22 protein-coding genes are annotated in these 25,166 nt (G+C 72.0%); 10 read left to right on the forward strand and 12 right to left on the reverse strand.

What is annotated here, in order from left to right:
- Positions 1-19: 19 nt before the first annotated feature.
- The 4 genes from V1457_RS19200 to V1457_RS19215 form a co-directional block, all read right to left on the reverse strand.
- The gene (locus V1457_RS19200) at positions 20-763 is read right to left on the reverse strand and encodes an SDR family NAD(P)-dependent oxidoreductase (RefSeq protein ID WP_200069479.1); all 744 of its coding nucleotides are present in this window, start codon (positions 761-763) and stop codon (positions 20-22) included.
- Between the two features lie 24 nt (positions 764-787).
- A complete protein-coding gene (locus V1457_RS19205) occupies positions 788-2,545 on the reverse strand; it encodes a S9 family peptidase (protein ID WP_338595938.1) in 1,758 nt (585 codons plus the stop codon).
- Positions 2,546-2,655: 110 nt separating this feature from the next.
- Complete coding sequence (locus tag V1457_RS19210) at positions 2,656-5,823, reverse strand: tetratricopeptide repeat protein (RefSeq protein ID WP_338595940.1); 3,168 nt, start codon at positions 5,821-5,823, stop codon at positions 2,656-2,658.
- 275 nt (positions 5,824-6,098) lie between these two features.
- Positions 6,099-6,554, reverse strand: coding sequence for a MarR family winged helix-turn-helix transcriptional regulator (locus V1457_RS19215; RefSeq protein ID WP_200069476.1), 456 nt, complete (start codon positions 6,552-6,554; stop codon positions 6,099-6,101).
- Positions 6,555-6,713: 159 nt separating this feature from the next.
- Here V1457_RS19215 and V1457_RS19220 point away from each other — a divergent pair, with 159 nt between their 5' ends.
- Positions 6,714-7,901 carry a 4-hydroxybenzoate 3-monooxygenase gene (locus V1457_RS19220; protein WP_338595941.1) on the forward strand — a complete coding sequence of 396 codons (1,188 nt, stop codon included), beginning with the start codon at positions 6,714-6,716 and terminating at the stop codon, positions 7,899-7,901.
- 22 nt (positions 7,902-7,923) lie between these two features.
- Here V1457_RS19220 and V1457_RS19225 read toward each other — a convergent pair whose 3' ends face one another.
- The 5 genes from V1457_RS19225 to V1457_RS19245 all read right to left on the reverse strand — a co-directional run bounded on the left by V1457_RS19225 (position 7,924) and on the right by V1457_RS19245 (position 13,509).
- Entirely contained in the window at positions 7,924-9,576 is a 1,653-nt protein-coding gene (locus V1457_RS19225) for a long-chain fatty acid--CoA ligase (protein ID WP_338595943.1), read from the reverse strand.
- Positions 9,577-9,607: 31 nt separating this feature from the next.
- On the reverse strand, positions 9,608-10,732 hold the full coding sequence (locus tag V1457_RS19230; RefSeq protein WP_338595945.1) for a homoserine O-acetyltransferase: 1,125 nt from the start codon (positions 10,730-10,732) through the stop codon (positions 9,608-9,610).
- On the reverse strand, positions 10,732-12,054 hold the full coding sequence (locus tag V1457_RS19235) for a bifunctional o-acetylhomoserine/o-acetylserine sulfhydrylase (RefSeq protein WP_338595947.1): 1,323 nt from the start codon (positions 12,052-12,054) through the stop codon (positions 10,732-10,734). The genes V1457_RS19230 and V1457_RS19235 overlap by 1 nt, the downstream gene beginning before the upstream one ends.
- Before the next feature lie 270 nt (positions 12,055-12,324).
- Positions 12,325-13,296: a formylglycine-generating enzyme family protein gene (locus V1457_RS19240; protein WP_407074700.1), complete on the reverse strand. Its 972-nt coding sequence runs from the start codon at positions 13,294-13,296 to the stop codon at positions 12,325-12,327.
- A 75-nt stretch (positions 13,297-13,371) separates the two neighbouring features.
- Entirely contained in the window at positions 13,372-13,509 is a 138-nt protein-coding gene (locus V1457_RS19245) for a hypothetical protein (RefSeq protein ID WP_200069471.1), read from the reverse strand.
- A 234-nt stretch (positions 13,510-13,743) separates the two neighbouring features.
- On the opposite strand from V1457_RS19245, the gene V1457_RS19250 reads away from it, so the two are divergent.
- The 6 genes from V1457_RS19250 to V1457_RS19275 all read left to right on the forward strand — a co-directional run bounded on the left by V1457_RS19250 (position 13,744) and on the right by V1457_RS19275 (position 20,497).
- Complete coding sequence (locus V1457_RS19250) at positions 13,744-14,151, forward strand: DUF5313 family protein (protein WP_295144954.1); 408 nt, start codon at positions 13,744-13,746, stop codon at positions 14,149-14,151.
- Entirely contained in the window at positions 14,139-15,536 is a 1,398-nt protein-coding gene (locus tag V1457_RS19255) for an FAD-dependent oxidoreductase (RefSeq protein WP_338595951.1), read from the forward strand. The genes V1457_RS19250 and V1457_RS19255 overlap by 13 nt, the downstream gene beginning before the upstream one ends.
- A gap of 233 nt (positions 15,537-15,769) precedes the next feature.
- The gene (locus V1457_RS19260) at positions 15,770-16,612 is read left to right on the forward strand and encodes a nitrilase-related carbon-nitrogen hydrolase (protein ID WP_200069468.1); all 843 of its coding nucleotides are present in this window, start codon (positions 15,770-15,772) and stop codon (positions 16,610-16,612) included.
- A 57-nt stretch (positions 16,613-16,669) separates the two neighbouring features.
- Positions 16,670-17,974 carry an aspartate aminotransferase family protein gene (locus V1457_RS19265; RefSeq protein WP_338595953.1) on the forward strand — a complete coding sequence of 435 codons (1,305 nt, stop codon included), beginning with the start codon at positions 16,670-16,672 and terminating at the stop codon, positions 17,972-17,974.
- A gap of 4 nt (positions 17,975-17,978) precedes the next feature.
- On the forward strand, positions 17,979-19,379 hold the full coding sequence (gene hydA, locus V1457_RS19270; protein WP_338595955.1) for a dihydropyrimidinase: 1,401 nt from the start codon (positions 17,979-17,981) through the stop codon (positions 19,377-19,379).
- A gap of 98 nt (positions 19,380-19,477) precedes the next feature.
- Entirely contained in the window at positions 19,478-20,497 is a 1,020-nt protein-coding gene (locus V1457_RS19275; protein ID WP_338595957.1) for a TIGR03842 family LLM class F420-dependent oxidoreductase, read from the forward strand.
- Between the two features lie 6 nt (positions 20,498-20,503).
- Here the strand turns inward: V1457_RS19275 and V1457_RS19280 are convergent, their stop codons facing one another.
- Complete coding sequence (locus V1457_RS19280) at positions 20,504-21,580, reverse strand: NAD(P)-binding domain-containing protein (RefSeq protein ID WP_200069464.1); 1,077 nt, start codon at positions 21,578-21,580, stop codon at positions 20,504-20,506.
- Between the two features lie 248 nt (positions 21,581-21,828).
- Between V1457_RS19280 and V1457_RS19285 the strand changes: the two genes are divergently transcribed.
- The 3 genes from V1457_RS19285 to V1457_RS19295 all read left to right on the forward strand — a co-directional run bounded on the left by V1457_RS19285 (position 21,829) and on the right by V1457_RS19295 (position 23,544).
- Positions 21,829-22,005: a hypothetical protein gene (locus tag V1457_RS19285; protein WP_200069945.1), complete on the forward strand. Its 177-nt coding sequence runs from the start codon at positions 21,829-21,831 to the stop codon at positions 22,003-22,005.
- A gap of 342 nt (positions 22,006-22,347) precedes the next feature.
- Entirely contained in the window at positions 22,348-22,905 is a 558-nt protein-coding gene (locus tag V1457_RS19290) for a methyltransferase domain-containing protein (RefSeq protein WP_338605043.1), read from the forward strand.
- A 108-nt stretch (positions 22,906-23,013) separates the two neighbouring features.
- Positions 23,014-23,544 (forward strand): GNAT family protein, encoded by a 531-nt coding sequence (locus V1457_RS19295; RefSeq protein WP_307849960.1) that lies wholly within the window; start codon positions 23,014-23,016, stop codon positions 23,542-23,544.
- Here V1457_RS19295 and V1457_RS19300 read toward each other — a convergent pair whose 3' ends face one another.
- Together V1457_RS19300 and V1457_RS19305 are read right to left on the reverse strand one after the other, a co-directional pair.
- Positions 23,545-24,888: an acetyl-CoA carboxylase biotin carboxylase subunit gene (locus V1457_RS19300; RefSeq protein WP_338595961.1), complete on the reverse strand. Its 1,344-nt coding sequence runs from the start codon at positions 24,886-24,888 to the stop codon at positions 23,545-23,547. It abuts the gene before it with no gap.
- Positions 24,885-25,124 (reverse strand): acetyl-CoA carboxylase, encoded by a 240-nt coding sequence (locus V1457_RS19305; RefSeq protein ID WP_200069461.1) that lies wholly within the window; start codon positions 25,122-25,124, stop codon positions 24,885-24,887. The genes V1457_RS19300 and V1457_RS19305 overlap by 4 nt, the downstream gene beginning before the upstream one ends.
- Positions 25,125-25,166 lie beyond the last annotated feature (42 nt).

Genomic DNA, 25,166 nt, shown 5'->3' on the forward strand with positions numbered 1-25,166 from the left:
GGCGGCTGTGCGGGGATTTCTAGCGCGGCATCCGGCGCCACACCGCCCGCGGCGCGTACCGCAGCACGCCGAAGAGCACCCGCAGCGCGAACGGCACCCACACCTCGTTCCTGCCGCGGCGAAGCGCCCGCGCGGCCGAGTCCGCGACCTGATCCGGGGTGCTGGAGAACGGCGCGGGCGACATCCCTTCGGTCATTCGCCCGATCACGAACCCCGGCCGCACCACCAGCAGGTGCACACCGGTACCCGCCAGAGCGTCGGAGAGCCCGCTGGCGAACCCGTCCAGGCCGGCCTTGGCCGAGCCGTACACGTAGTTCGCCCGCCGCACCCGGACTCCGGCCACCGAGGAGAACACCACGATCCGCCCGCGTCCCTGCGCCCGCAGCAGCGTCGCCAGGTGGGTCAGCACCGTCACGTGCGCCACGTAGTCGGTGTGCACGATCGACATCGCGTGCTCGGCGTCGGTCTCGGCCCGCTGCTGATCGCCGAGGATGCCGAACGAGACGATCACGTCGTCGATCGGGCCGTGCCGCTCGGTGATCTGGTCGAGGACTTCCCGGTGCCTGCCGGTGTCGTCGGCGTCGAACTCGACCCGTTCGACGTGGTCCGCGCCCGCCTGCCGCAGCTCGCGCTCCTGCTCGTCGAGGTCACCGCTGCGCCGGGCGGCGAGCACGACGGTGCGCGCGCCCGCGTCCACCAGCCGCCGGGCCAGTGCCACGCCGATCTCGCTGCGCCCGCCGAGGACCAGAACCGTTCCGCTCATCGCGGCCAGTCTGCCCGACGGTGATCAACGGCTCCCGGGCGAGGGTGCCGTGCCGCCCCGGCAGAAGCTCACGATCCGCTCCCGCAGCGCGCCCGAGGTCGCCGCGGCCACCCCGCGGTGATCACCGGCGACCTCGAAGTAGCGCAGCTCAGGACCGGCCGCGCCGAGCCCGGCGACCGCCCGCCGCAGCTGCCTGGCTCGCTGCACGGGCACCACCTCGTCTTCGACGCCGTGCACCAGCAGCAGGGGCGAAGTCACCGAGGTGATCGTGCGCGGCAGCTCGTCGTCGGCGAGCAGCTCCGGTGCCAGCGCCGCGCACCCCGACCACAGGTCCGGCGCGGTCCCGGCGGCGCGCAGCGCGATCCGCCCGCCGTGCCCGCCACCGATCAGCATCGACCCTGGCAGGCCCGGGCGCTGCGAACGCAGGTGGTGCCCGAGCGAAAGGATCTCGGGCAGGCCCGGCGCGCCCCACGCGCCGTTCTCGTCGCGGTGGTTCGCGGCGATGACCGCGACCCCCACCGCGGCCAGGTCCTGGAACAGCGGGTGGAATTCCCACCGCCACACCGCGTCTTCCAGCGGGTGCAGCGCGAGCACCAGGTGCGAGCAGGACCGCCACTGGCCGCCGCCGTAGACGATCGCCTCGATGCCGCCGCCCAGCCGCAGCAGGTCGGCGGAGGCCCACGGCGGCAGCTCCGAAGCCTCCGAGTCCTCCGGCAACGTCGAGCACGCCCCGCTCGGCGCCAGCGTGACCAGCGTCGACGGCCGCGCCGGCGAGGAGAACGGCACGCGGACCACCTTGCCGGGCAGGCAGGCGCGGTCCCCGGTGCTGCCCGGCGGCAGCGACAGCGGGGTGAGCTTGTCCTCGCGCGGCGCGTAGAGCTCCAGCGCGGAAAGCGCCCCGGAGTCCCGCCGCAGCAATACCCGCTGGCCGCCGCCGTCCACCGCCAGCGGGACGTGCGCCGAGGTCAGCCGGTCCGGGAAGCGCACCGTGCTCGCCCCGTCCAGCACGACCCAGCCCAGCCGGTCGGATCCGTCCGCGGTCGAGCGCACCAGCAGCAGCTTGGAGCCCTGGTGGTGCAGCAGGATCCGGTCGTCGCTGTCGGCCGACAGCGAGAACAGCGGCTGCCAGGACCCGCGGCGCAGGTCGACCAGCACGCCTTCGACCCGCCGGTCCGGCCGGGTGAGGTTCAGCGCGAGCAGATCCGCGTCGGTGTCGAGCCACACACCCCCAGAGGCGGCACCAGGCAGCCGCACGAGTGGCTCGACACCGGGCGGGCCGTCGGTGATCCGCCAGACGGCACTCCGCTCCCGGTCCTCCCGGGCGATCAGGAAACCGAGTTGCGCGGCCGACGGGCTCGCCAGCAGGTAGCCCTCCTGGGCGCGCACCTGCCCGAGCAGGTGCGAGCGGGCGGCGGCCGTGTCGATCAGTTCCAGCTCGGCGAGCTCGTGATCCGTCGTCAGCAGCAGCACGCGGCCTTCGCCGAGCGGTGTGGCCTGTGCGGACGGGTCGACGACGGTGCCCCGGTGCAGCGCGCGGGCAGTGCCGTCGCGCTGCTGCGGGAAGCGGGATGCGCGGGAGTGGGCCGGTCGCGTGCCGAGGGAGCGGGACCGCAGGCTGTGCGGCCGTGCGGACCGGTTGGCGGTGCCGAAGTCCCACAGTTCGAGGGTGGAGATCTCCTCGCTGGTCCGGACGCACGCGACTTCCCGGCCGTCCGGGGAGAAGCCGAAGTTCGACCTGGACACGGCCAGCGAGGCCGGCCGGATCGGGGCGGGTGCGCTCATCGGCGCCCCGGTTCAGCGGGATGCACGCCGCGAGGCTAGGAAATCGCAGTTCAAGACGGTTTAAGGTTTCCTTAGAAAACGGCCGGAGGCACCCGGAAGTGTGGCCGCTGCTACTCGGAAGGGTGATCGGGGCGCCGGGTGCCGGAGACTTCCGGGAACGGGCGCGGCGCTACCGAGATCTCCCGCATCCGCTCGCCGTAGATCTCGTAGCGGCGCCGCGCCTCCCCGAACCGCTCCTGGCGCAGCAACGTCTCGACCAGGTCGAGGTGCGCCTCTTCGTCGTACGGGTCGTCCCGCAGCAGCCGCAGCGCGAACCGCGCGACCCGGTCGGCGTCGCCTTCGTCGCGCAGCCGCCGGGTCAGCGCCCGCAGCAGCGCGGTGTGCGTGGTGCGCAGCTCGTCGGCCAGCGGGGCGGCCCAGTCCTGGTACGGATCGTCCTCCAGGAAATCGCCGGTGTAGGCGGCTTCGGCGGCCAGCAGCAGCTCGGTGACCTCGTCGTGGTCCTGGCGGTGCGCCTCCAGCGCGCGCTCGGCCTGGGCGGCGAAGGACTCCACGTCGATGCGCACGTGCCGCGGGTCCAGCCCGACCGTGCCCGCTTCGCTGGTCAGCAGCACCGACCCGGCCGCAGGCCCGCGGGAGGCGAGCACGTCGCGCACGGTCGAGAGCAGTACCGACAGCCGGTTGCCCGCCCGGACCGGCTCGACCTCCGGCCACAGCAGCTCCATCAGTTCTTCCCGGCGCACCGGCCGCCGCTTCGCCACCAGGATCTTCAGCAGGTCCCGCGCTTTGCGGGACTGCCACGACGCCTTCGGCACCGGGCGCCCAGCGTGCTCGACCTGGAACACTCCCAGCGCGTGCAGCGCGACCGGAGGAGCCAGGTGCGCGACCGCCGCCAGCGGGCCGGCGGCGGTGCGGGAATCCGGCACGATGCCGTGTTCGCGCAAGGTGCGCTCGGCGAGATCGACCGTGGCGGGTACCCCGTCGCGGGCCGGGCCCAGCCGGTGCCGCAGCAGCAGTCCCTGCGCTTGCTCGATGCCGAAGCCGCCTTCGCGCCAGATCTGCACGGCCTCGTCGAGCGCCCGTCCGTGCTCCAGCGGATCCGGGGAGGTCACCGCGGTCAGCGCCAGCGCTTCGGCCAGGCCGGGCTCGTCGCCGCGCGCCCGGGCACGTTCGGCGGCCAGCGCGGCGTCGGCGCGGGCCAGCTCGGTGGCGCCGGTCTCCCACCAGATCCAGCCGCGAGTCAGCAGCGCGCGCACCTCGTGCAGCAGCTCGCCGAGGCCGATCGCCCGCTGCGCGGATCGGAGCGCCTCGTCCGGGTCGTCGACCACTCGCACTCGTGCGAGCCCCAGCAGCGCCGAGCTGGTGCCGAGGAGGTCCGGTCCGGCCAGCGCGAGCGCTTCTTCATACGCGGAGCGGGCGCGTTCCAGCCGCCCGCGTTGGCGGTGCACGTCCCCGCGCACGCACAGCGCCCAGGACAGGAACCGCGAGCCGTAGCGGCGGAAGACGTCGCATGCTTCGTCGTGCGCCACGATCGCCTCGTCGAACCGGCCGAGCCGGGCCAGCGCCGCGCCTCGCTGGGTGAGCGCGTGCGCCCGCAACAGCGGTTCACCGTGTTGTTCGGCGATGCGCAGCGCCTTGTCGGCGTGCTGCACCGCTTCTCCGGGCGAGCCGCCCTCCACCAGGTGCAGCGCCCGGACGACGTGCAGCTGGGCGAGCCGGCCGTCCGGAGCGTTGTCGGTGGCGTCGAACCAAGCGGTGACGGCACCCCGGTGGTCTCCGCGCGCGGCGTTCAGCACCGCGCGAGCGCCGTGCGCCACTGCGGAGATCTGTCCGGCGCCCGGAATTCCGCGGCTGCGTTGCGCCACGTCCACCGCTTGTTCCGCGAACTCGGCGCCGCGCTCGATCTCGCCGATGAGGCGGTGCGCCACCGCTGCGACCGCGAACACCCGGGCGGTGTCGGGGTCGCCGTCGACGGGAGCGGCGGCCGAACAGGCAGCCAGCGCTTCGTGGGGTTCGCCGCGGGCGAGCGCACCGGCAGCGATGCGCCACGCCAGGCCCGGCTCGCCCGGATCTCCCGCGTGCCGCCACCGCCGCGCAGCTTCCGCCCAGCGGCCGCGGATCTGGTGGGCCTGTCCGCCGATTCGGGCCAGGGACACGTCGGCGCGCTCACCGAGCAGCGCGTCCGCGTCCAGCACCGCGTCGACGTGCCCGGCCTCCAGCAGCGCGGGTCCGGACTCGTGCAGCAGCGCCGCGCAGCCGTCCGCGTCGCGTGCGGTGACCAGGTGCCGCAGCGCCTGCCCCAGCCTGCCTTCGCGGCGGTGCTCTTCAGCGGCCTGCAGGTGCAGTTCCGTGCGTGCTTCGGGGGTGACGGCCCGGGATTCGGCGAAGAACTCCGCCAGCGGTGGCACCAGCGACCAGCGCCCGAGCCCGGCCGGGCGCAGCAGTCCGCGCCTGGCCAAGTCGGTGAGCACGTCGCCGGACTCCGCCGCGGTGGCCTCGCCGAGCACGGCCAGCCGGTGCAGCGCGTGCCGCGCCGGTTCGGGTTCGCCGTCCAGCACTTCTTCGGTCAGGTACGGGCGGAAGTGGTCGGCGGGCAGCGCCTCGGCGGCGCGGGGTTCCGGTACCGCGCGCAGCGATTGCACCGCCCGGCAGACGGCGGCCGGCCAGCCGCCGGTGCGTTCGTGCAGTGCATCGGCGAGTCCGGGTGGTTGCGCGCCCAGCGCTGTGCGCAGCAGTTCGGCGATCTCGGAGGGGGCGAGGGCCAGCCGGGCCGCATCGATCTCGGTCACTTTGCCCCGCCCCCGGAGCCGTTCCAGGGAGAACGGGGGATCTTGCCGGGACAGCAGCACCACGTGCAGCCCGGACGGGGCGAGGCGGCAGAGTTCGGCGAGCGTTCGCGCCGTCGGTTCGTCCACTTCGTGCAGCTCGTCGATCACCAGGTGCAGGGTGCTGCGAAGCGCGCCGAGCCGGTCGCACGCCTCGGCGGCATCGCGTACCGGCGCGGCGTCGCCTGCATGGTCCGCGTCCGCGGGCAGCGCCGCGCGGGCGAGGTCGCCCAGCAACCGTTCGGCATCCCGGCCCGATCCGCTGGGCGCCCACCAGAGCGCATCGGCACCGGTCGACTCGGCCCACGAGCGGACCGCGGTCGTCTTGCCCCAGCCGGCCGCTCCGATCACCAGGCACACCAGGTTGCGGGTGGCCGCCGCCAGCGCGTCGTCGAGGTCCGGGCGCGGTACCTGCGCCGAACCTGGCGCCGCGACGGGGTCAGGACGTCGCATCACACCTCCCACCTGCGCTGATGTCGCTCATGGTGAGATCGGTGCCGCGGCGCTGCCGGATGCGCGCGAACGGCGCTGAAACCCTGCGTGCCGAACCGGGCGAGCCGTTCGCCGGATCGTGCCTGCGCGTCGCAGGCGCTACTGCGCGATGGGGTGGCGGCCGCGTTCTGTTCGTGGCCGTACCGGCAGCGCCGGTGCCGCGGTTCGGGTGAACCGCGGCGGCGACGGTCACCTGCTCAGGTGGGGCCTCTTGACGGGAACCGGTTCGGGTGGCGTCAGCTCCGGGCCGTTCCGGGATCGCGGATGCGTTCGCCCGCCTCGGCGACGCGGGACAGCAGCGCGAGCAGCTGCTCCCGCTCGTCTCCGCGCAACGGGGTCAGCAAGATCTCGATCATCCGCTCGGTGCGGCGCACCAGGTTCTCGTGCGCGGCTTGCCCGGACTCGGTCAACCGGAGCACGTTGCGCCGCCCGTCCGCGCTGTCCTTGGTGCGTTCGACCAGCCCGCGCCGCACCAGCCGCGCCACCACGTCGGCGGCGGTGGAGCGGTCCAGCGCGACCCGCTCGGCCAGCGTGCGCTGGTCCCGTTCCGGTTCTTCGGCGAGCCCGTTGAGCACCGCGAACTGGGGCGGCGTGATCTCCTCGGAGACCGCCGCACCCCACAGCATGGTGTGCACTTGCTGGACGCGCCGGAACAGGTGCCCGGGATGCGTGCCGAGATCGATGGGTCCCACCCGGCCATTGTGCTTGATCGGGCCGATGATCCGTGCACGGATCGACTCTTGATCGAGGCAGCGGAAATCGGACAGTTGACAACGGATGTTGCAGGCTGGACGGTGTTAGCCAACTCATCCGTACACGGATTAAATTCTCCGGCGCCGAGGGAGCTGTGGATGCGCACCAGCGTGGCCATCATCGGAGCGGGACCGGCCGGACTGCTGCTGGCCCGGCTGCTGCAGCGGCAGGGCATCGACTCGGTCGTGCTGGAATCCCGCTCCCGCGAGCACGTCGAGCACCGCCAGCGCGCCGGGATCCTGGAGCAGGGCACCATCGACGTGCTGCGCGAATGCGGCGCGGGGGAGCGGATGGACCGCGAGGGCCTGCCGCACGACGGCATCGAACTGCGCTTCGGCAGGGCCGGGCACCGCATCGACATGGCCGCGCTGACCGGCGGACGGCAGGTGATGGTCTACGCGCAGACCGAGGTCGTGCGCGATCTCGTGGCGTTGCGCCTGGAGTCCGGCTCCCCGCTGCTGTTCGAGGCGGAAGCGCTCGCGGTGGAGGGCGCCGAGGGGGAGCAGCCCAGGGTGCGCTACCGGCACGACGGCGCCGAGCAGGTCCTGGCGGCCGATTACGTCGTCGGAACCGACGGTTTCCACGGTGTGGCGCGCAAATCCATCCCGCCGGAGCGGGTGCGGACCTACGAGCGCACCTATCCCTACGCGTGGCTGGGCATCCTCGCTTCGGTGCCGCCGTCCACCGACGAGCTGATCTACGCCAATCACGAGCGCGGCTTCGCGCTGCACAGCATGCGTTCGACCCAGGTCAGCAGGCTGTACCTGCAAGTGCCGCCGGACACCTCGCTGCAGGACTGGCCGGACGAGGAGATCTGGGCGGAACTGGACCGGCGCTTCGAGGTCGACGCGGATTGGAAGCTGCAGCGCGGGCCGATCACCGAACGATCCGTGACGCCGATGCGCAGCTTCGTGTCCGAACCGCTGCGGCACGGGCGGTTGCTGCTGGCCGGCGACGCGGCGCACATCGTGCCGCCGACCGGGGCGAAGGGGCTCAACCTGGCCGCAGCGGACGTGACGCTGCTGGCCCGCGCGTTGGGCTCGTCGCTGCTGCGCGGTGACGACGCCGAACTGGACGCCTATTCGGACACCGCGCTGCGACGGGTGTGGCGGGCCGAGCACTTCTCGTACTTCATGACCACGCTGCTGCACACCGACCCGGCCGCGGACGACTTCGGACGCCGGTTGCAGCTGTCCCACCTGGACTACGTGGCGAATTCGACGGCGGCCGCCACCTCGTTGGCGGAGAACTACGTCGGCCTGCCGCTGCCCGCCGGGCCTGCGTGACTCGTTCCGGCTCCAGGTCGGTTCACCGGGCGCGGAGTTCGCGGCGCAGCAGCTTGCCGGTGGTGGTTTTGGGGAGTTCGTCGAGGACTTCGACCTCCCGCGGGTACTTGTAGGCGGCCATCCGCTCCTTGCAGAACGCCACCAGTTCTTCCGGGGTGGCGCGTTGGCCCGGGCGCACGCTCACGTACCCCTTCACCGTCTCGCCCCGGTACGGGTCGGCGACGCCGACGACGGCGGCTTCGCGCACCGCGGGGTGCTCGTAGAGCACGTCCTCGATCTCGCGCGGCCACACCTTGTAGCCGCCCGCGTTGATCTGATCCTTCTTGCGGTCCACCAGGTAGAACCAGCCCTCGGCGTCCATGTAGCCGACGTCGCCGGTGTGCAGCGCGCCACCGGGCAAAGCGTGCGCGGTCTCCTCGAGTTTGTTCCAGTATCCCGGCACCACCTGCGGGCCGGAGATCACCAGTTCGCCCTCCTCGCCGGGCGGCAGGTCCGCACCGTCCTCGCCGACGATCCGCACGTCCGTGCTGTAGACGGGCACGCCGACCGAGAGCGCACCGGAGAGCTCGTCGACCGGCGACTCGGCGTGGAACGGCTGGGCGTGCGTGGCCGAAGAGGTCTCGGTGAGCCCGTAGACGTTGTGGATCCGCTGCCCGAATTGCTGCTCGAACGCCTGCACCGTGCTCGGCGGGATCGGCGCGCCACCGGAGTAGATCTTGCGCAGGCTGGTGAAGTCGTCCTTGCTCGCGCCCGGAGCGTTCATCAGGGCGATGAACACGGTGATCGCCCCGACGGTGAACGTCGGCCGGTGCTCGCGGATCGCGTCGACCGCGGCGGTGGCCTCGAACCGGTGGGTCAGCACCAGCGGTGCCGGCGTCAGCAGCGCCAGCGCCAGGTGCCCGACCATCCCGGTGATGTGGAACATCGGCGCCACGCCGAGGATCACGTCGTCGGCGCCGACACCGATCCAGTCCCGCCACACCCGCGCGTCGAACACGATGTTGCCGTGGGTGTTCATCGCGCCCTTCGGTGGGCCGGTGGTGCCGGAGGTGTAGGTGAGCACGGCGACGTCGTCCGGGCCGGGCGAGACACGGGGCGGGCGCCGGCCGCGGTGCGCGGCGATCAGCCCGGCCATGTCCTCGGTGCCGGTGGGCACGGTCTCGATCGGGTCCGGTAGTGCTCGCGGGTCGCTGCGGGTCTGGTACTCGTGCTCCGAGGTGGTGATCGTCAGCTCCACCGGGCTGTCCGGCAGCACCGCGGCGCCCACCGATTCGTACAGCCCGCGCAGCGCCACCAGGACGCGCGCTCCGGAGTCGGCCAGCAGCAGCGCCAGCTCGCGGTGCCGGTTCATCGGGTTGATCGAGACCGCGATGCAGCCGGCCTTCCAGGCGCCGACCATCGCGATGCCGAACTGCGGCACGTTCTGCAGGTAGAGCGCGACCCGATCGCCGGGCGAGCAGCCGCGCTCCAGCAGCGCGCAGGCGAAGGCGTCGGTGAGTTCGTCGAACTCGCGGACGGTGAGCGTCCCGTCGAAGTAGTGGATCAGCGGGAGGTCCGGGTGGCGGCGCACGGAGTCCTGGAACATCTCCAGCGCGTTCGGGAACTCGGCGGCGACGTCGTGCGGCTGCCCGGCGTCGTAGCGGGCCAGCCACGGGCGTTCGTCGTAGGTGCTCATTGCCACACGGTTGGCCTCGTCCGCGGTGAAGTCAAGACTCGGCCAGCAGCTCCCGCAGCAGCGCTCCCACCTGATCGTTCTCGGTGAGGAACCCGTCGTGCCCGGCCGCCGAGCGCACCACCCGCGCGGGGCCGCAGCCCGGCAGGCCGTCGGCCAGGTCGCGCTGCTGGGCGAGCGGGAACAACCGGTCGCTGTCCACCCCGGCGACCAGCACCCGGGCGCGAACCCGGCGCAGCGCGGCGGCGACCCCGCCGCGGTCCCGGCCCACGTCGTGCGCGGACATCGCCCGCGTGAGCGCGACGTAGCTGGCCGCGTCGAACCTGCGCACCAGCTTGTCAGCGTGGTGGTCCAAATAGGACTCCACCGCGTAGCGGCCGGCCGGCTCGCCGTCCTGGTGCTCGGCGGCGAACCGGTCCTGGAGCTCCTGCGGGCTGCGGTAGGTCAGGTGCGCGATGCGCCGCGCGATCCCGAGCCCGGTGTGCGGCCCGCGCCCGGCGGGCAGCTGGTGGTAGTCGCCGCCGAGCCAGTCCGGATCGGCGCGGATCGCGTGCAGCTGGGCCGACGACCAGGCGATCTGCTCGGCCGAGGAGATCGCCCCGCAGCACAGCAGCAGCGCCGAGCCGACCCGCTCGGGCTGGTCGACCGCCCACTCCAGCGCCCGCATCCCGCCCAGCGAACCGCCGAGCACCGCCGCCCAGCGGCGCACGCCGAGCGCTTCGGCCAGCTCGACCTCCGCGCGCACCATGTCCCGCACCGTGATCATCGGGAAGCGGGAGCCCCACGCCCGCCCGTCCGCGGCGTTCTCCGCTGGGCCGGTGCTGCCCTGGCAGCCACCGAGCGCGTTGGGCGCGACCACGAACCACCGGTCGGTGTCCAACGCGCGGCCCGGTCCGACCAGCTCGTGCCACCAGCCGGGGCTCGGATGCCCGGGCTCGGCCCGCCCGCGCACGTGGCTGTCGCCGGTCAGAGCGTGCAGCACGAGCACCGCGTTCGAACCGTCCGGGGCGAGTTCGCCCCACGTCTCGTAGGCCAGCCGGGCACCGGTGAGCTTCCCGCCCGCGGCCAGCGGCAACGGCGCCAGCCGGACCCACTCGCGCCGTCCCGGCGGGTGCCCTTCCCGCCACGCGCCGGTGGCGGGAAGGGCCGGGACGATCATCAACCCTCCAATTCGGCTTTCGCCGCTCGGAACGCCGCTTCGAGGTCGGCCTCGAGGTCTTCGACCGACTCGATGCCGACCGCGAGCCGCACCAGCCCCGGCGGCACGCCCGCGTCCAGCTGCTCCTGCTCGGAGAGCTGGCTGTGCGTGGTGCTGGCCGGGTGCGCGATGAGGCTGCGCACGTCGCCGAGGTTGACCAGGTGGCTGAACAGCGAGGTGCCCTCCACGAAGGCCCGCCCGGCCGCGACTCCGCCGCGCAGCTCGAACGAGACGATCGCGCCGAATCCGCCGTCGAGGTACCGCCTGCCCAGTTCGTGCCACGGGCTCGACGGCAGGCCCGCGTAGTGCACCTTCTCCACCTCGTCGCGGGCTTCGAGCCATTCGGCGAGCCGCTGGGCGTTGCGGTTGTGCCGTTCGATGCGCAGCGACAGCGTCTCCAACCCTTGCAACACCAGGAAGGCGTTGAACGGCGAGATCGCGGGTCCGAGGTCGCGCAGCAGCTGCACCCGCAGCTTCGCCGCGAACGCGCCGTGCCCGAGCGCCTCCCAGTACTTCAGCCCGTGATAGCTGGGATCCGGTTCGACGAATCCGGGGAACCGCGCTCCGTTCGCGCCGAAGTCGAACTTCCCGCCGTCGACCACGACGCCGCCGACGGCCGTGCCGTGCCCGCCGAGGTACTTCGTCGCCGAGTGCACCACGATGTCCGCGCCGTGCTCCAGCGGCCGCAGCAGGTACGGCGTGGTGACCGTGTTGTCCACGACCAGCGGCACACCGGCCTCGTGCGCCACGTCGGCCACCGCGCGCACGTCGAGCACGTTGCTGCGCGGATTCCCCTGCGATTCGGCGAACAGCAGCTTGGTGTTCGGCCGCACCGCCGCGCGCCACGCCTGCGGGTCGTCGAAGTCGTCGACGAAGCTGACCTCGATGCCCAGCTTCGGCAGCGTGTGGTGGAAGAGGTTGTAGGTGCCGCCGTACAGCGAGGCGCTGGAGACCAGGTGGTCCCCGGCCTGCGCGAGGGTGAGCACGGTCAGCGTCTCGGCGGCCTGCCCGGAGGCGACCGCGACCGCTCCGACGCCGCCTTCCAGCCGCGCGACCCGCTGTTCCAGCACGTCCTGGGTGGGATTGTTGATGCGGGTGTAGATGTTGCCGGGCTCGGCCAGGCTGAACAGGTCCTGCGCGTGCTGGGTGTCGCGGAAGACGTAGGAGGTGGTCTGGTAGATCGGCACCGCGCGGGCGCCGGTGGCCGGGTCCGGTGCGGCACCGGCGTGCACCTGCTGGGTCTCGAACGACCAGGCGGACTCGTCTTGCAGTTCAGCGGACATGCGGACTCCACAGTGGACTTCGGGCGCGACGGTTCGCGCCGGATTGGGAACGCGCCGCGAAAGGCGGTGCGATGAGCTGGAAACGCGCGGAAATTCCGCTCAACAGGCGGATCCGAGCGGTGAAAGGAGCGAGCTGCGTCAGCCGGCGCGACAGGCGCTGCTGATCACGCGCAGGAGATCGACGTGCTTGCGCATCACAAGGCGGGTCGGGCGCGCCAGGTCGATCATGCGCGGAGCATAGCGGCTACGACACTCGCAGCAACAGGTCGTTCACCATTCGGGAGAGTCGCGCACGCAGCGGAACCCGAGGTTGCCCACCGAGCTGTCCGGCGTGTTGGCCGTGCGGGCGGCCACCCGGTAGCGATTGCAGTACGACTCGTGGCACAGGTACGAACCGCCGCGCATCACCCGCCGGTCGCCCTCGGGCGGTCCCGCCGGGTCGGCGACCGGCTGCGCGGAGTGCGTGGTCGTCCACCGGTCCGCGCACCACTCCCAGACGTTGCCCGCCACGTTGTGCAGGCCGAAGCCGTTTGGTGGGAAAGAGTCCACCGGGGCGGTGCCGCGATGGCCGTCTTCGACGAGGTTCTTGGCGGGGAACATGCCCTGCCAGATGTTGCAGCGGTGCTCGCCGCCGGGCAGCAGCTCGTCGCCCCAGGGGTAGCGGGCCTGGTCGAGCCCGCCGCGGGCGGCGTACTCCCATTCCGCCTCGGTGGGCAGGCGCCCGCCCGCCCACTCGCAGTAGGCGGCGGCGTCGTGCCAGGACGTGTGCACGACGGGATGGTCCTGTCGGTCGTCCACCGCGGAGCCGGGGCCTTCGGGAGCGCGCCAGTACGCGCCTTCGACGCCGCACCACCACGGCGTCTGGTCCGGGCGCGGCGCGGCGCGGCGCAGGGCGCCCGGCAAGAACGCGGCGAACACGTACGACCAGCCGAACCGCTCGGCGTCGGTGACGAAACCGGTTTCCGCGACGAACTCGGCGAATTCGGCGTTGGTCACCGCGAACGGGCCGATCTCGAACGGGCTCAGCCGGACCTCGCGCACCGGCCCTTCACCGTCGTCCGGGAAGCCTTCCGCGTCTTCGGTGCCCATCCGGAACGTCCCGCCGGGCACTTGTCGCCAATGGCGGTCGGCCTGCCTGCCGACCTCGGCACGCGGCCGGGAACCGGTGGCCGCGGCCCGATCGGACGGCTCGCGCCCGGGGGCGCAGCAGCCGTGGGTCTCCGGCGGGTTCGCACTGCTCACGCCCCCACTCTAGGACCGGGTGGCGCGGGCACCCGAGACCGGTTCCGCGCCGCCGCGAGTGTCCTCAGTGGATGGTCAGGTGTTCGGGCGGGTGTCGCGCAGCGCCTGCGCGAGCGTGGCGCCCGCGCTGCGGAAACCGTTGTCCACGAGATCCGTGAAACTCACGGCACCGACGACGACGAGGAACAACATCACGACGACGAGGATGAACATGCTGGCGTGCCCGTTTCGGTTCGTTTGAGCGGCGGATTGCGAAGCGGCGAAAGACGGCGGCGCTGCCGGGGGAGGTCGCGCGGTCCGTGAGCGTACGTCCGGCGCTGGCCTCCCGGCGCTTTCGCCCTGCACCAATAACATCGTCGCCCACCGGAGATCGTTACCGGTGACCGGAGTGACATGTGCGACCCACTGGGGTCCCTCGGGTTCGGCGGCGAGGCCTACCCTGGAGCGGTGTCACCCCGGCCTGAGCGAGCGAGTTCCGGGCGGCCGAACCCGGCGCAATGGGTCTGGTACGCCTTCGGCGGCCGGTTGCCCGAACGGTGCGCGGAGTGGGTGCTGCACGACGTCACCTGCCGCACCTGGGCGCTGCGCCACTTCGCCCGCGCGCTGACCCAGCTGGCGCCCTGCTGCGCGGTGGTCCTGCTGCTGCCCGCATCGTGGTCGATCCGGCTGAGCGCTCTGGTGCTCGGGTTGTTCGTCGGGTTGTTCTACTCGGTGTGCCTGATGGGCGAGGCGTGCGAGCACCGCTCGATCAAGCACGGACATCCGCCGGGCACCGCCCGCGAGACCAGGCAGCTTCGCAAGGACGTGGAGCGCGCAGGCAAGCACGGAGTCGGGTACCGCCCGTGGTGGCACTGAACGCGCAGGTCGACCGCGCGCTCGCGGACGCGGAACCGGCCGTGTTCTGGGATGCGCACCGGGGTTCGCCGCGGGACGCGCTGCCCGGCTCGGCCGAAGCCGACCTGGTGGTCGTCGGAGCGGGCCTGACCGGATTGTGGACGGCGGTGCTGGCCAAGCAGCGCGATCCCGGGCTGGACGTGCTGGTCCTGGACGCCGGCCGGGCAGGTTCCGGGGGCAGTGCGCGCAGCGGTGGTTTCCTGTCCGAGTCGCTCACGCACGGTCTCGCGCACGGCGCGCACCTGTGGCCGTCGGAGATCGGGGCGCTGGTCGAGCTCGGCGCCCGGAACCTGCGCGAGATCAGCGAGTTCGTCACCGCCGAAGGCATCGACGCGGACCTGCGGCTGTGCGGCAAAACCGCGGTGGCCACCGAGCCGCACCAGGTCGGCGAGCTGCGCGACGAGGCGGACCGCTACCGCGAGCACGGCTTCCGCGTGCTGTTCCAGGGCGCGGGCGGAGTTCGTGCGGATGTGGATTCGCCGTCCTTCCGCGCCGGGCTCCGGCTGCCGGACGCCGGGGGGTTGGTGGATCCGGCGAAGCTGGTCGGCGGACTGGCCGAGGCGGCGCGGCGGCGTGGCGTGCGGCTGCACGAGCACACGCCGGTGAATTCGGTGCGTTCCGCGCGCGGCGGGCCGTCCCTGCAATGTCCACAAGGGACAGTGCGGGCGGCGCGGGTGGTGCTGGCCACCAACGCCTTTCGCGGCCCGCTGCGGCGGTTGCGCCGGTACGTGCTGCCGGTCTGGGATTACGTGCTGGTGACCGAACCGCTGCCGGACTCGGCGTGGGACCGGCTGGGCTGGCGCGATCGGCAGGGGATCACCGACAGCCACAACCTGTTCCACTACTACCGGCCCACTCCGGACGGGCGGATCCTCTGGGGCGGCGGTTCGCCGCACTACTTCTTCGGCGGGCGCACGGCGCTGCGGCACGCCTGGCGACCGGAGCCGCACCGGGCGCTCGCCGAAGCGTTCTGCACGACGTTCCCGCAGCTGGAGGGCGTGCGCTTCACCCATCGCTGGGGCGGCCCGATCGACTCCACGACCCGTTCCACGCCGGTGTTCGGCACGGCGTGCGCGGGACGGGTGGCCTACGCGGTGGGATTCGCCGGGCTCGGCGTCGCCGCCTCGCGGTTCGGCGCGCAGGTGGCGCTGGACCTGCTGGAAGACGGGGAAACCGAGCGCACCACGAACCCGTTGGTGCGCACGCACCCGATGGCGTTCCCACCGGAGCCGTTGCGCTGGCCGCTCGTCCGGGCTACGCGGTGTGCGCTGCGCGAAGCGGACGCCGGTGAACGCGGGCGCTGGCTGCGGCTGCTGGACCGCTTCGGGCTCGGCCTCGGCAGCTGAGGGCGGCGAGCCGCCGTCGTTCGGCCGACACACCGGCGCTTCCACCGAGCGAGCGAATCACGCACCGCTCACGACCGGCGCCGCGGAACCGCCGACCAGGCCGTTCGGCCGGGCGCGGCCGATCATCTCGCTGGGCCCGGAAATTCCTTGGCAGCTGGGTCATTGCAGGTAGGTGACCCGCGCCATATGTTCGGGAGGTCCATCGCCGCCACGCCGCAACGGGAGCCGCAGCCATGTCGAACCTCGTCCGTGCCGCGCTGGTCCAGGCGAAGTGGACCGGCGACGCGGGATCGATGACCGACCTGCACGAGCGCCACGCGCGCACCGCCGCCGAGCGCGGTGCGCGGATCATCGGGTTCCAGGAGGTCTTCAACGCGCCGTACTTCTGCCAGGTCCAGGAACCCGAGCACTACGGGTGGGCGGAGGCCGTGCCGGACGGGCCGACCACCCGCCGGATGTGCGCGCTCGCCGGCGAACTCGGCATGGTCGTCGTGGTGCCGATCTTCGAGGTCGACGGGCCGGGCTTCTACTACAACACCGCCGCGGTGATCGACGCCGACGGCAGTTACCTCGGCAAGTACCGCAAGCACCACCTGCCGCACCTGCCCGGCTTCTGGGAGAAGTACTACTTCCGCCCCGGCAACCTCGGCTGGCCGGTGTTCGACACCGCGGTCGGCCGCGTCGGGGTCTACATCTGCTACGACCGGCACTTCCCGGAGGGCTGGCGGGCGCTGGGCCTGGCGGGCGCGCAGCTCGTCTACAACCCCTCGGCCACCAGCCGCGGCCTTTCCTCCTACCTGTGGAAGCTGGAACAACCGGCCGCCGCGGTCGCCAACGAGTACTTCATCGCCGCGATCAACCGCGTCGGCGTGGAGGAGTACGGCGACAACGACTTCTACGGCAGCAGCTACTTCGTGGACCCCTACGGGCAGTTCGTCGGCGAGGTGGCCAGCGACACCGACGAGGAGCTGCTGGTGCGCGACCTGGACCTCGACCTGCTCGACGAGGTCCGCACCAAGTGGGCCTTCTACCGCGACCGCAGGCCGGACGCCTACGGCCCGCTGACCACCCCCTGACCGCCCGCGGGCACCCGAGCGATCCACGCGCATCCGAGCAACGAGGAGAGGACGGCGATGGCAGGCACTGGCGTGCACACCGAGCTGGCGAAGCGGCGCCGCGCGGTGCTGCCGGACTGGGTGGCGACCTACTACGACGAGCCGATCGAGATCGAACGCGGCGAGGGCAGGCACGTCTGGGACGCCGAGGGAAACCGGTACCTGGACTTCTTCGGCGGCATCCTGACCACGATGACCGAGCACGCGCTGCCCGCGGTCACCGCCGCGGTCAGCGAGCAGGCCGGCCGCATCCTGCACTCCTCGACGCTGTACCTGAACCGGCCGATGATCGAACTGGGCGAGCGGGTCGCCGAACTGTCCGGCATCGAAGACCCGCGGGTCTTTTTCACCTCCAGCGGAACCGAGGCGAACGACACCGCCTTGCTGCTGGCCACCGGGTACCGCGGGTCCAACCAGGTGCTCGCGCTGCGCAACAGCTACCACGGGCGCTCGTTCTCGGCGCTGGCGATCACCGGCAACCGCGCGTGGTCGCCGACCAGCCTCTCGCCGGTGCAGACCGCGTACGTGCACGGCAGCCGCAGGCGCGGCACGAAGCTCGCGGAGCTGTCCGACGAGGCGTTCATCGACGCCTGCGCCGAGGACCTGGAAGACGTGCTCGGCCAGTTGCACGGCAACGTCGCCTGCCTGATCGCCGAGCCGATCCAGGGCGTCGGCGGGTTCGCGGTGCCGCCGGACGGGCTGTTCGCCCGGTTCAAGGAAATCCTCGATCGGTACGGCATCCTGTGGATCAGCGACGAGGTGCAGACCGGCTGGGGCCGCACCGGCGAACACTTCTGGGGCTGGCAGGCGCACGGCGGCAGCGGCTCGCCGGACCTCATGACCTTCGCCAAGGGCCTCGGCAACGGGATGTCCATCGGCGGCGTCGTGGCCAGTGCCGAGATCATGAACAGCATCGAGGTCAGCTCGCTGTCCACCTTCGGCGGCAGCCCGGTCACCACCGCGGGCGCGCTGGCGAACCTGGACCACCTGCTGGCGCACGACCTGCAGGGCAACGCGCTGCGCGTGGGCTCGGTGCTGCGCGGCGAACTGGAGAAGGCGCGGGAGCGGCTGCCGATCGTGGCCGACGTGCGCGGCAAGGGCCTGATGCTCGGTGTCGAGCTGGCCCGGCCGGACACCGGTGCTCCCGACCCGGCCGCGGCCACCAGGGTGCTGGAGGAGACCCGCCGCGGCGGACTGCTGATCGGCAAGGGCGGCCTGGACAACAACGTGCTGCGGATCGCTCCGCCGCTGAGCCTCACCGAGCAGGAGGCCCGGGACGGAGGGGCGGTCCTGGTCGACGCACTCGCGAGAGCGCAGGAGTGAGGCCATGGGCAGCACACTGATCAGCGGCGGCCTGGTGATCACGGCGACCGAGGAGGTCGAAGCCGACGTCCTCGTCGTCGACGAGAAGATCGCAGCGGTGGCCACGCCGGAACTGGCCGAGCAGTGGCGACCCGGCGCGGACCGGGTGATCGACGCGCGCGGGCGCTACGTGATCCCCGGCGGGGTCGACGGTCACACGCACATGCAGATGCCCTTCGGCGGCACCTACGCCTCGGACACGTTCGAGACCGGTACCCGTGCGGCGGCTTGGGGCGGCACCACGACGATCATCGACTTCGCCATCCAGTCGATCGGCCATTCCCTGCGCGAGGGCCTGGATTCCTGGCACGCGCAGGCCGACGGGCAGTGCGCGGTGGATTACGGCTTCCACCTGGTCCTGTCCGATGTGCACGAGTCGGCGCTCAAGGAGCTGGACGCGCTGGTCGGCGAGGGCATCACCAGCTTCAAGATGTTCATGGCCTACCCGGGCGTGTTCTACAGCGACGACGGCAAGATCCTGCGCGCCATGCAGCAGGCCGCGGGCAACGGCGCGTTGACGATGATGCACGCGGAGAACGGCATCGCCATCGACGTGCTGGTGCAGCAGGCGCTCGCCGAAGGCCGCACCGATCCGCGCCAGCACGGCAAGGTGCGGCACCCGCTGCTGGAGGCGGAGGCGACGCACCGCGCGATCCAGCTCGCCCGGGTCGCCGAGGCCCCGCTGTACGTGGTGCACGTGTCCGCGTCCGAGTCGGTCGCCGAACTCACCCAGGCCCGCGACGCCGGGCTGCCGGTGTTCGGCGAAACCTGCCCGCAGTACCTGTTCCTGGACGTGACCGAACTCGACCGGCCCGGCTTCGAGGGCGCCAAGTTCGTGTGCTCGACGCCGCTGCGGCCCGCCGAGCACCAGGAGTCGTTGTGGCGGGCGCTGCGCACCGACGACCTGTCGGTGGTGGCCACCGACCACTGCCCGTTCTGCTTCACCCCGCAGAAGGAGCTCGGGCTCGGGGACTTCTCCAAGATCCCGAACGGACTGCCCGGCGTCGAGCACCGGGTGGACCTGCTGCACCAGGCGGTGGTGGCGGGCCGGATCACCCGCCGCCGCTGGGTGGAACTGGCCAGCACGGCTCCCGCGCGGATGTTCGGCCTGCACCCGCGGAAGGGCTCGCTGTCGGCGGGCAGCGATGCCGATGTCGTCATCTACGACCCGGCTGCCGAGCAGGTGCTCTCCGCCGAGACGCACCACATGAACGTCGACTACAGCGTTTACGAGGGCAGACGCATCACCGGCCGCGTCGACACGGTGCTCTCCCGCGGCGAGGTGATCCTCGATGAAGGCGAGTACCGGGGCCGCGCCGGGCACGGCCAGTTCCTGCCGCGCGGTACGTGCGGGTACGTGACCTGATCGCGGGCGTCCCCGCACACCACCGGCGATCAGCCTGCGACCCGTTCAGTGATGACCGTTCAGTGACGACCCGTTCAGCGACGACCACGGAGGCTCCCGTGCGATTCGGTCTCGTGCTGCAAACCGACCCGTCCGCCTGGCGGGTGGTGGACCTGATGCGCCGCGCCGAAGACCTCGGCTTCGAGCACGGCTGGACGTTCGACTCGTGCGTGCTGTGGCAGGAGCCGTACGTCATCCACAGCCAGATCCTCGCGGCCACCGACCGCATGGTCGTCGGCCCGATGGTGACCAATCCCGCCACCCGGGACTGGACGGTCACCGCCTCGACCTTCGCGACGCTCAACGAGATGTTCGGCAACCGCACGGTCTGCGGCATCGGACGCGGTGACTCCGCCGTGCGGGTCACCGGCGGCAAACCGAACACGCTGGCCACGCTGGAACACGCGATGCAGGTCATCCGGGACCTCGCCGAGGGGCGCGAGGTCCGCCTCGACGGCAACGAGGTCCGGCTGCCGTGGGTGCGCAACGGTTCGCTGCCGGTGTGGATGGGCGCTTACGGGCCGAAAGCGCTCGAACTGGCCGGACGCGTCGCGGACGGGTTCATCCTGCAGCTCGCCGACCCGCTGCTGACCCGCTGGATGGTCGATCACGTGCGGCAGGCCGCCGCGGACGCGGGCCGCGACCCGGCCGAGATCACCGTCTGCGTGGCCGCGCCCGCCTACGTCGGCGACGACCTCGGCCATGCCCGCCAGCAGTGCCGTTGGTTCGGCGGCATGGTCGGCAACCACGTGGCCGATCTGGTCACCCGCTACGGCGCGCAGTCCGACGCGGTGCCAGCCGCGTTGACCGACTACGTCAAGGACCGCGCCGGTTACGACTACGCGCACCACGGCCGCGCGGACAACCCGGACACCGAGTTCGTGCCGGACGAGATCGTGGACCGCTTCTGCCTGCTCGGCCCGGCTCCGGCGCACATCGACAAGCTCACCGAGCTGCGCGACGCCGGCGTCGACCAGTTCGCGCTCTACGCCATGCACGACGCAATAGAGTCCACAATGGAGCAATACGGCTCGCAGGTGATCCCGGCGGTGCGGGCGGACGACTCGGCCACGCGCTGAGCCCGGTCAGCTCGCGGCGGCGACCTCGGCGTCCAGCAGCCGCTTGACCGCCGAAGCCGCGGCCCGTCCGGCCCGGTTCGCGCCGATCGTGCTGGCCGAAGGTCCGTAGCCGACCAGGTGCAGCCGCGGTTCGGCCGCGACCTGCGTGCCCGCCATCCGGATCCCGCCGCCGGGTTCGCGCAATCCCAGCGGAGCCAAGTGGTCGAGGTCGGCGCGGAAACCGGTCGCCCACAGGATCACGTCCGCGCCGGACTCGCTGCCGTCGGCCCACTGCACGCCGTGCGGCGTGATCCGCTGGAACATCGGCGAGCGCTCGAGCACGCCGCGTTCGCGGGCGCGGCGGACCGCCGGCGTGGTGGGCAGCCCGGTGAGGCTCACAACGCTGCCCGGCGGCGATCCGGCCTGCACCCGCCGCTGCGCCTCGGCCACCGCGGCCCGCCCGTCGTCCGGGCTGAACTCGGTTCCGGTGAACACCGGCGGCCGCCGCGTCACCCACGTCGTGCCTGCGACCTCGGCGATCTCGGTGAGCAGTTCGACCGCGGAGATGCCGCCGCCGACCACGATCACCCGCAGCCCGCGGAACTCCTCCGGCCCGCGGTAGTCGGCCGTGTGCAGCTGCCTGCCGCGGAAGGTCGCCTGACCCGGGTAGTGCGGCACGAACGGCCGCCGCCACGTTCCGGTCGCGTTGATCACCGCCCGGGCGGCCCAGCGCTCGGAGCCCGCGTCGACCAGCAAGCGCCGGTCGGGGCCGTACCGCACCGAGTGCACCTGCACGGGACGGCGCACCGGCAGGTGGAACGTTCGCTCGTAGCGGGCGAAGTACTCCGCCATGACCTCCGCGGCCGGGCGCTGCCCGTCCTTCTCCCGCAGCGGCAGGCCGGGGAGGTCGTGGATGCCGTGCACGCCGCCGATCCGCAGCGATGGCCAGCGGTGCCGCCACGCTCCGCCGGGCGCCGAGTCGGCGTCGAGGACCACGTGATCACCGGCGTCCGCGAACCCGTTGCGTCCGAGGTGGTACGCGCTGCTGAGCCCGGCCTGCCCGGCCCCGATCACGACCACGTCGACTTCGTGCTCCACGTTCACCGCAACGCCGCACCCGGCCGCGGACGTCCCGTACCCGCTGTGTCGTCGACCACCGGGAAACGCCACCCGGGCGGGTGCGACGGACGCCACTCCAGCCCCTCTTTAACCCGTCCGAAACAAGCGCCTAGTATCGAAGTGCAAGTGGGTGTTCGCCCCAAACCTCTTCCGCTCGTCGTGCCTTCGGGCCATGCCTGTGCGCGGCCGCTGGCGCATGTCCGGAAGACGGGGAGGTAAGCAGAAGGGAGGCAATGAAAGTGGCAATGGTGTGGGTGGCTCTTGCGGTCGAAGCTGTCGTGCTGCTCGCGGCTGCGGTCGCGGCGGTGAGGTGGGTTGGCAAGCCTGCGCCGAACACCCCGGCCCGGCCCGCTGAACAGCAGGGACCGGTGACCGAGCCGACCGGTGGGCTGATCGAGCAACCGGCCTGAACGAGTGCAGCGGGCTTGCCCGTCGAGGGCAAGCCCCGAGCACGGTGATCGCCGCGCCATCGGCGGCGAAACCGGTTTCGTTACACATTTTCCCGGGATGCTTTTCCCGGTTTTTCGCGGCGCTTTCCGCGTTCGTCGGAACTTCCTTTTTCGCGTTTCATCGCGCGGGTTGCCGCCCGGCCGACAGGTCCGCGCCGGGCATCGCCCGGCCCCCGATAGAGTGCCCGGGTCCCTGCTCGACGACCGCGGAAGGCAGTTGTGACCACATCGCAGCAGCAGCCCCGTCCCGGTGCTTCGCCCGGCTCGGCGCTCGCGGAGTACCGCAGGTTCGTCGCACGGGCGGTGCGCGAACCCGGCCTGGTCGGCGCGGTCGCGCCGAGTTCTCCTTTCCTGGCGCGTGAAATGGCGGCCGTCGTGCCGAGCCGCACGGCCGCGCCCGTCGTGGTCGAGCTGGGTCCCGGCACGGGTGCGCTTTCCCGCGCGGTGCACGAGCGGCTACCCGAAGGCGGCAGGCACCTGGCGATCGAGATCGACCCGGGCATGATCGAGCACTTGCGCGCCGACCTGCCGTGGCTGGAAGTCGTGCGCGGCGACGCGTCCCGCCTCGGCGCGCTGCTGGCCGAGGCAGGCGTGAGCTCGGTGGACGCGGTGGTCAGCGGGCTGCCGTGGTCGATCTTCTCCGGCGAGCTGCAGCGCGACATCCTCGCCGAGGTCGGCAAGGCCCTCGCGCCGGGTGGCGCGTTCACCACGTTCGCCTATGTGCACGCGCTGGGCATGTCCGGTGCGCAAGCGTTCCGCCGCCGCCTGGACGGCGCCTTCGACGAAGTCCTCACCAGCCGCACGGTGTGGCGCAACGTGCCACCGGCCCGCGTCTACACCTGCCGCCGCCCCAAAGCTTGATCCCCGGAGGTTGATCCGGCGCGCGCACGTGCCGTGCAACCCGGTGTCGGAAATTTGCCACCGGAACAGAGCATGTCCCGTGGCGCGAGATCGGTCTACGGTCGCCATGTGGGGACATTGGTGCGGCTCAGACCGGTGCTATCCGACGACCTTCCCGAATTGGAGCGGATGCTCAACTCCCGGGAAGCCAGCCATCCCTACAACTGGTTCGGCTACCAAGGCTCCGGGCACTTCGGCAAGCGGTGGGAGCGATCTGGGCTGCTCTCGGCCGACGAGGGCGTGCTGCTGGTGGTCTACGAGCAGGACCCGGACCACCGGCTGGGGTTCGTGTCCTGGGACAAGAGCAAGACGGGGCAGAACTCGTTCTGCTGGAACATCGGCATCAACCTGCTACCGGACGCGCGCGGCCAGGGCCACGGCACCGAGGCGCAGCGCCAACTCGTCGAGTACCTGTTCGCGCACACCCAAGTCAACCGGATCGAGGCGGGCACCGAGGTGGACAACTTCGCCGAGCAGCGCGCCCTCGACAAGGCCGGTTTCACCCGCGAGGGCGTGCTGCGCGGCTGGTTGTTCCGCGGCGGCCGCTGGCGCGACTGCGTGCGCTACAGCGTGCTGCGCGAGGAGGTCGTGCGGGACTGATCAGTCCAGCTGCTCTTCCAGCCACGTCGTGTGCACCGGGCAGCTGCGCAGCTTGTCGTCGTCGACCAGGCGCTGGTGCAGTCCGATCGTGTTGGCGACCCCTTCGATCCGGAACTCCGCGAGCGCCTGCCTGGCCCGCGAGTAAGCCTGCTCCCGATCGGCTCCCCAGCAGATCAGCTTGGCGATCATGGAGTCGTAGAACGGGCTGATCCGGTCGCCGCGAGTCAGCCCGGTGTCCACCCGCACGCCCGGCCCGCCGGGCAGGTCGAACGCGGTGACCTCGCCGGGGCAGGGCGCGAAGTCGCGGTCCGGGTCCTCGGCGTTGATCCGCAGCTCCACCGCGGCACCGTTGCGGGTCAGCTGCCGCTGGGTGCACGAGATCGGTTTGCCCGCGGCGACCCGCAGCTGCTCGGCGACCAGGTCGACCCCGCTGACCAGCTCGCTGACCGGGTGTTCCACCTGGATGCGGGTGTTCATCTCCATGAAGTAGAAGTTCTGGTCCTCGTCGACCAGGAACTCCACGGTCCCGGCGTTGCGGTAGCCGACGTGCCGCGCCAGCCGCACCGCCGCGTCGGTCATCAGTTCCCTGGTCCGTTCGTGCAAGCCCGGTGCGGGCGCTTCTTCCAGCAGTTTCTGCCTGCGCCGCTGGACCGAGCAGTCCCGCTCGAACAGGTGCACCACGTTGCCGTGATCGTCGGCGAGGACCTGCACCTCGACGTGCCGCGGCCGGGCCAGCGCCCGTTCCAGGTACGACGTGCCGTCACCGAAGGCGGAACGGGCCTCGGCCTGCGCGGCAGGCAGCACGTCGGCCAGCTCCTCGGCCGAGGAGACCGGGCGGATGCCGCGCCCGCCGCCGCCGGCGGCAGCCTTGACCAGCACCGGGTAGCCGATCTCCGCGGCGGCGGCCTGCGCGGCGGCCAGGTCGGTCACCGGTTCGCTGCCCGGCACCACCGGCACACCCGCGGCCCGCGCGGTCGCCCGCGCGGTGGCCTTGTCGCCCATCAGCTCGATCGCCGAGGCCGGTGGGCCGATCAGCACGAGTCCCGCGTCCTGCACCGCGCGGGCGAACGCGGCGTTCTCGGACAGGAAGCCGTAGCCGGGATGCACGGCGTCGGCGTGGGTGCTGCGCGCGGCCTCCAGCAGCGCGGCGGAGTCCAAGTAGGACTTCGCGGCGGGCGACGGGCCGATGTGCACCGCGTGGTCGGCCAGCTGGACCCACCGGGAGTTCTTGTCGGCGTCGGAGTACACCGCGACGGCCTCCACGCCCGCGGTGTGGCAGGCGCGGATGATGCGTACCGCGATCTCGCCCCGGTTCGCGACCAGGACCCGCCCCGGCCCCGTCATGCTTCCACGACCTCGATCAGTTCCTGCCCGGCTTCCACTTCGTCGCCGTCGTCGAGCAGGAAGCGCCCGATGGTTCCCGCGGACTCGGCCTTGACCTCGGTGAAGGTCTTCATCACCTCGATGAGCGCGATCGTCTCGCCTTCCCGGACCGCGCCGCCGACCTCGACGAACGGGTCCTGGTCAGGCGAGGGGCGGCGGTAGAACACGCCGGGGAGTGCTGCGCTGACGGTCGACATGGGACCTCCTCGTCGATATCGGGTTGGTTTGCCGGGCCGGGT

The sequence above is a fragment of the Saccharopolyspora sp. SCSIO 74807 genome (genome assembly GCF_037023755.1).
In the GTDB taxonomy this organism is placed as follows: domain Bacteria; phylum Actinomycetota; class Actinomycetes; order Mycobacteriales; family Pseudonocardiaceae; genus Saccharopolyspora_C; species Saccharopolyspora_C galaxeae.

Excerpts from the sequence above, each read along its gene's own strand:
- V1457_RS19285 (WP_200069945.1), top strand. The coding sequence starts at position 21,829 with ATGAAAGTGGCAATGGTGTGGGTGGCTCTTGCGGTCGAAGCTGTCGTG.
- V1457_RS19300 (WP_338595961.1), bottom strand. The coding sequence starts at position 24,888 with ATGACGGGGCCGGGGCGGGTCCTGGTCGCGAACCGGGGCGAGATCGCG.
- V1457_RS19230 (WP_338595945.1), bottom strand. The coding sequence starts at position 10,732 with ATGATCGTCCCGGCCCTTCCCGCCACCGGCGCGTGGCGGGAAGGGCAC.
- V1457_RS19235 (WP_338595947.1), bottom strand. The coding sequence starts at position 12,054 with ATGTCCGCTGAACTGCAAGACGAGTCCGCCTGGTCGTTCGAGACCCAG.
- V1457_RS19245 (WP_200069471.1), bottom strand. The coding sequence starts at position 13,509 with ATGTTCATCCTCGTCGTCGTGATGTTGTTCCTCGTCGTCGTCGGTGCC.
- hydA (WP_338595955.1), top strand. The coding sequence starts at position 17,979 with ATGGGCAGCACACTGATCAGCGGCGGCCTGGTGATCACGGCGACCGAG.
- V1457_RS19220 (WP_338595941.1), top strand. The coding sequence starts at position 6,714 with ATGCGCACCAGCGTGGCCATCATCGGAGCGGGACCGGCCGGACTGCTG.
- V1457_RS19200 (WP_200069479.1), bottom strand. The coding sequence starts at position 763 with ATGAGCGGAACGGTTCTGGTCCTCGGCGGGCGCAGCGAGATCGGCGTG.
- V1457_RS19260 (WP_200069468.1), top strand. The coding sequence starts at position 15,770 with ATGTCGAACCTCGTCCGTGCCGCGCTGGTCCAGGCGAAGTGGACCGGC.
- V1457_RS19205 (WP_338595938.1), bottom strand. The coding sequence starts at position 2,545 with ATGAGCGCACCCGCCCCGATCCGGCCGGCCTCGCTGGCCGTGTCCAGG.
- V1457_RS19225 (WP_338595943.1), bottom strand. The coding sequence starts at position 9,576 with ATGAGCACCTACGACGAACGCCCGTGGCTGGCCCGCTACGACGCCGGG.
- V1457_RS19305 (WP_200069461.1), bottom strand. The coding sequence starts at position 25,124 with ATGTCGACCGTCAGCGCAGCACTCCCCGGCGTGTTCTACCGCCGCCCC.
- V1457_RS19265 (WP_338595953.1), top strand. The coding sequence starts at position 16,670 with ATGGCAGGCACTGGCGTGCACACCGAGCTGGCGAAGCGGCGCCGCGCG.
- V1457_RS19210 (WP_338595940.1), bottom strand. The coding sequence starts at position 5,823 with ATGCGACGTCCTGACCCCGTCGCGGCGCCAGGTTCGGCGCAGGTACCG.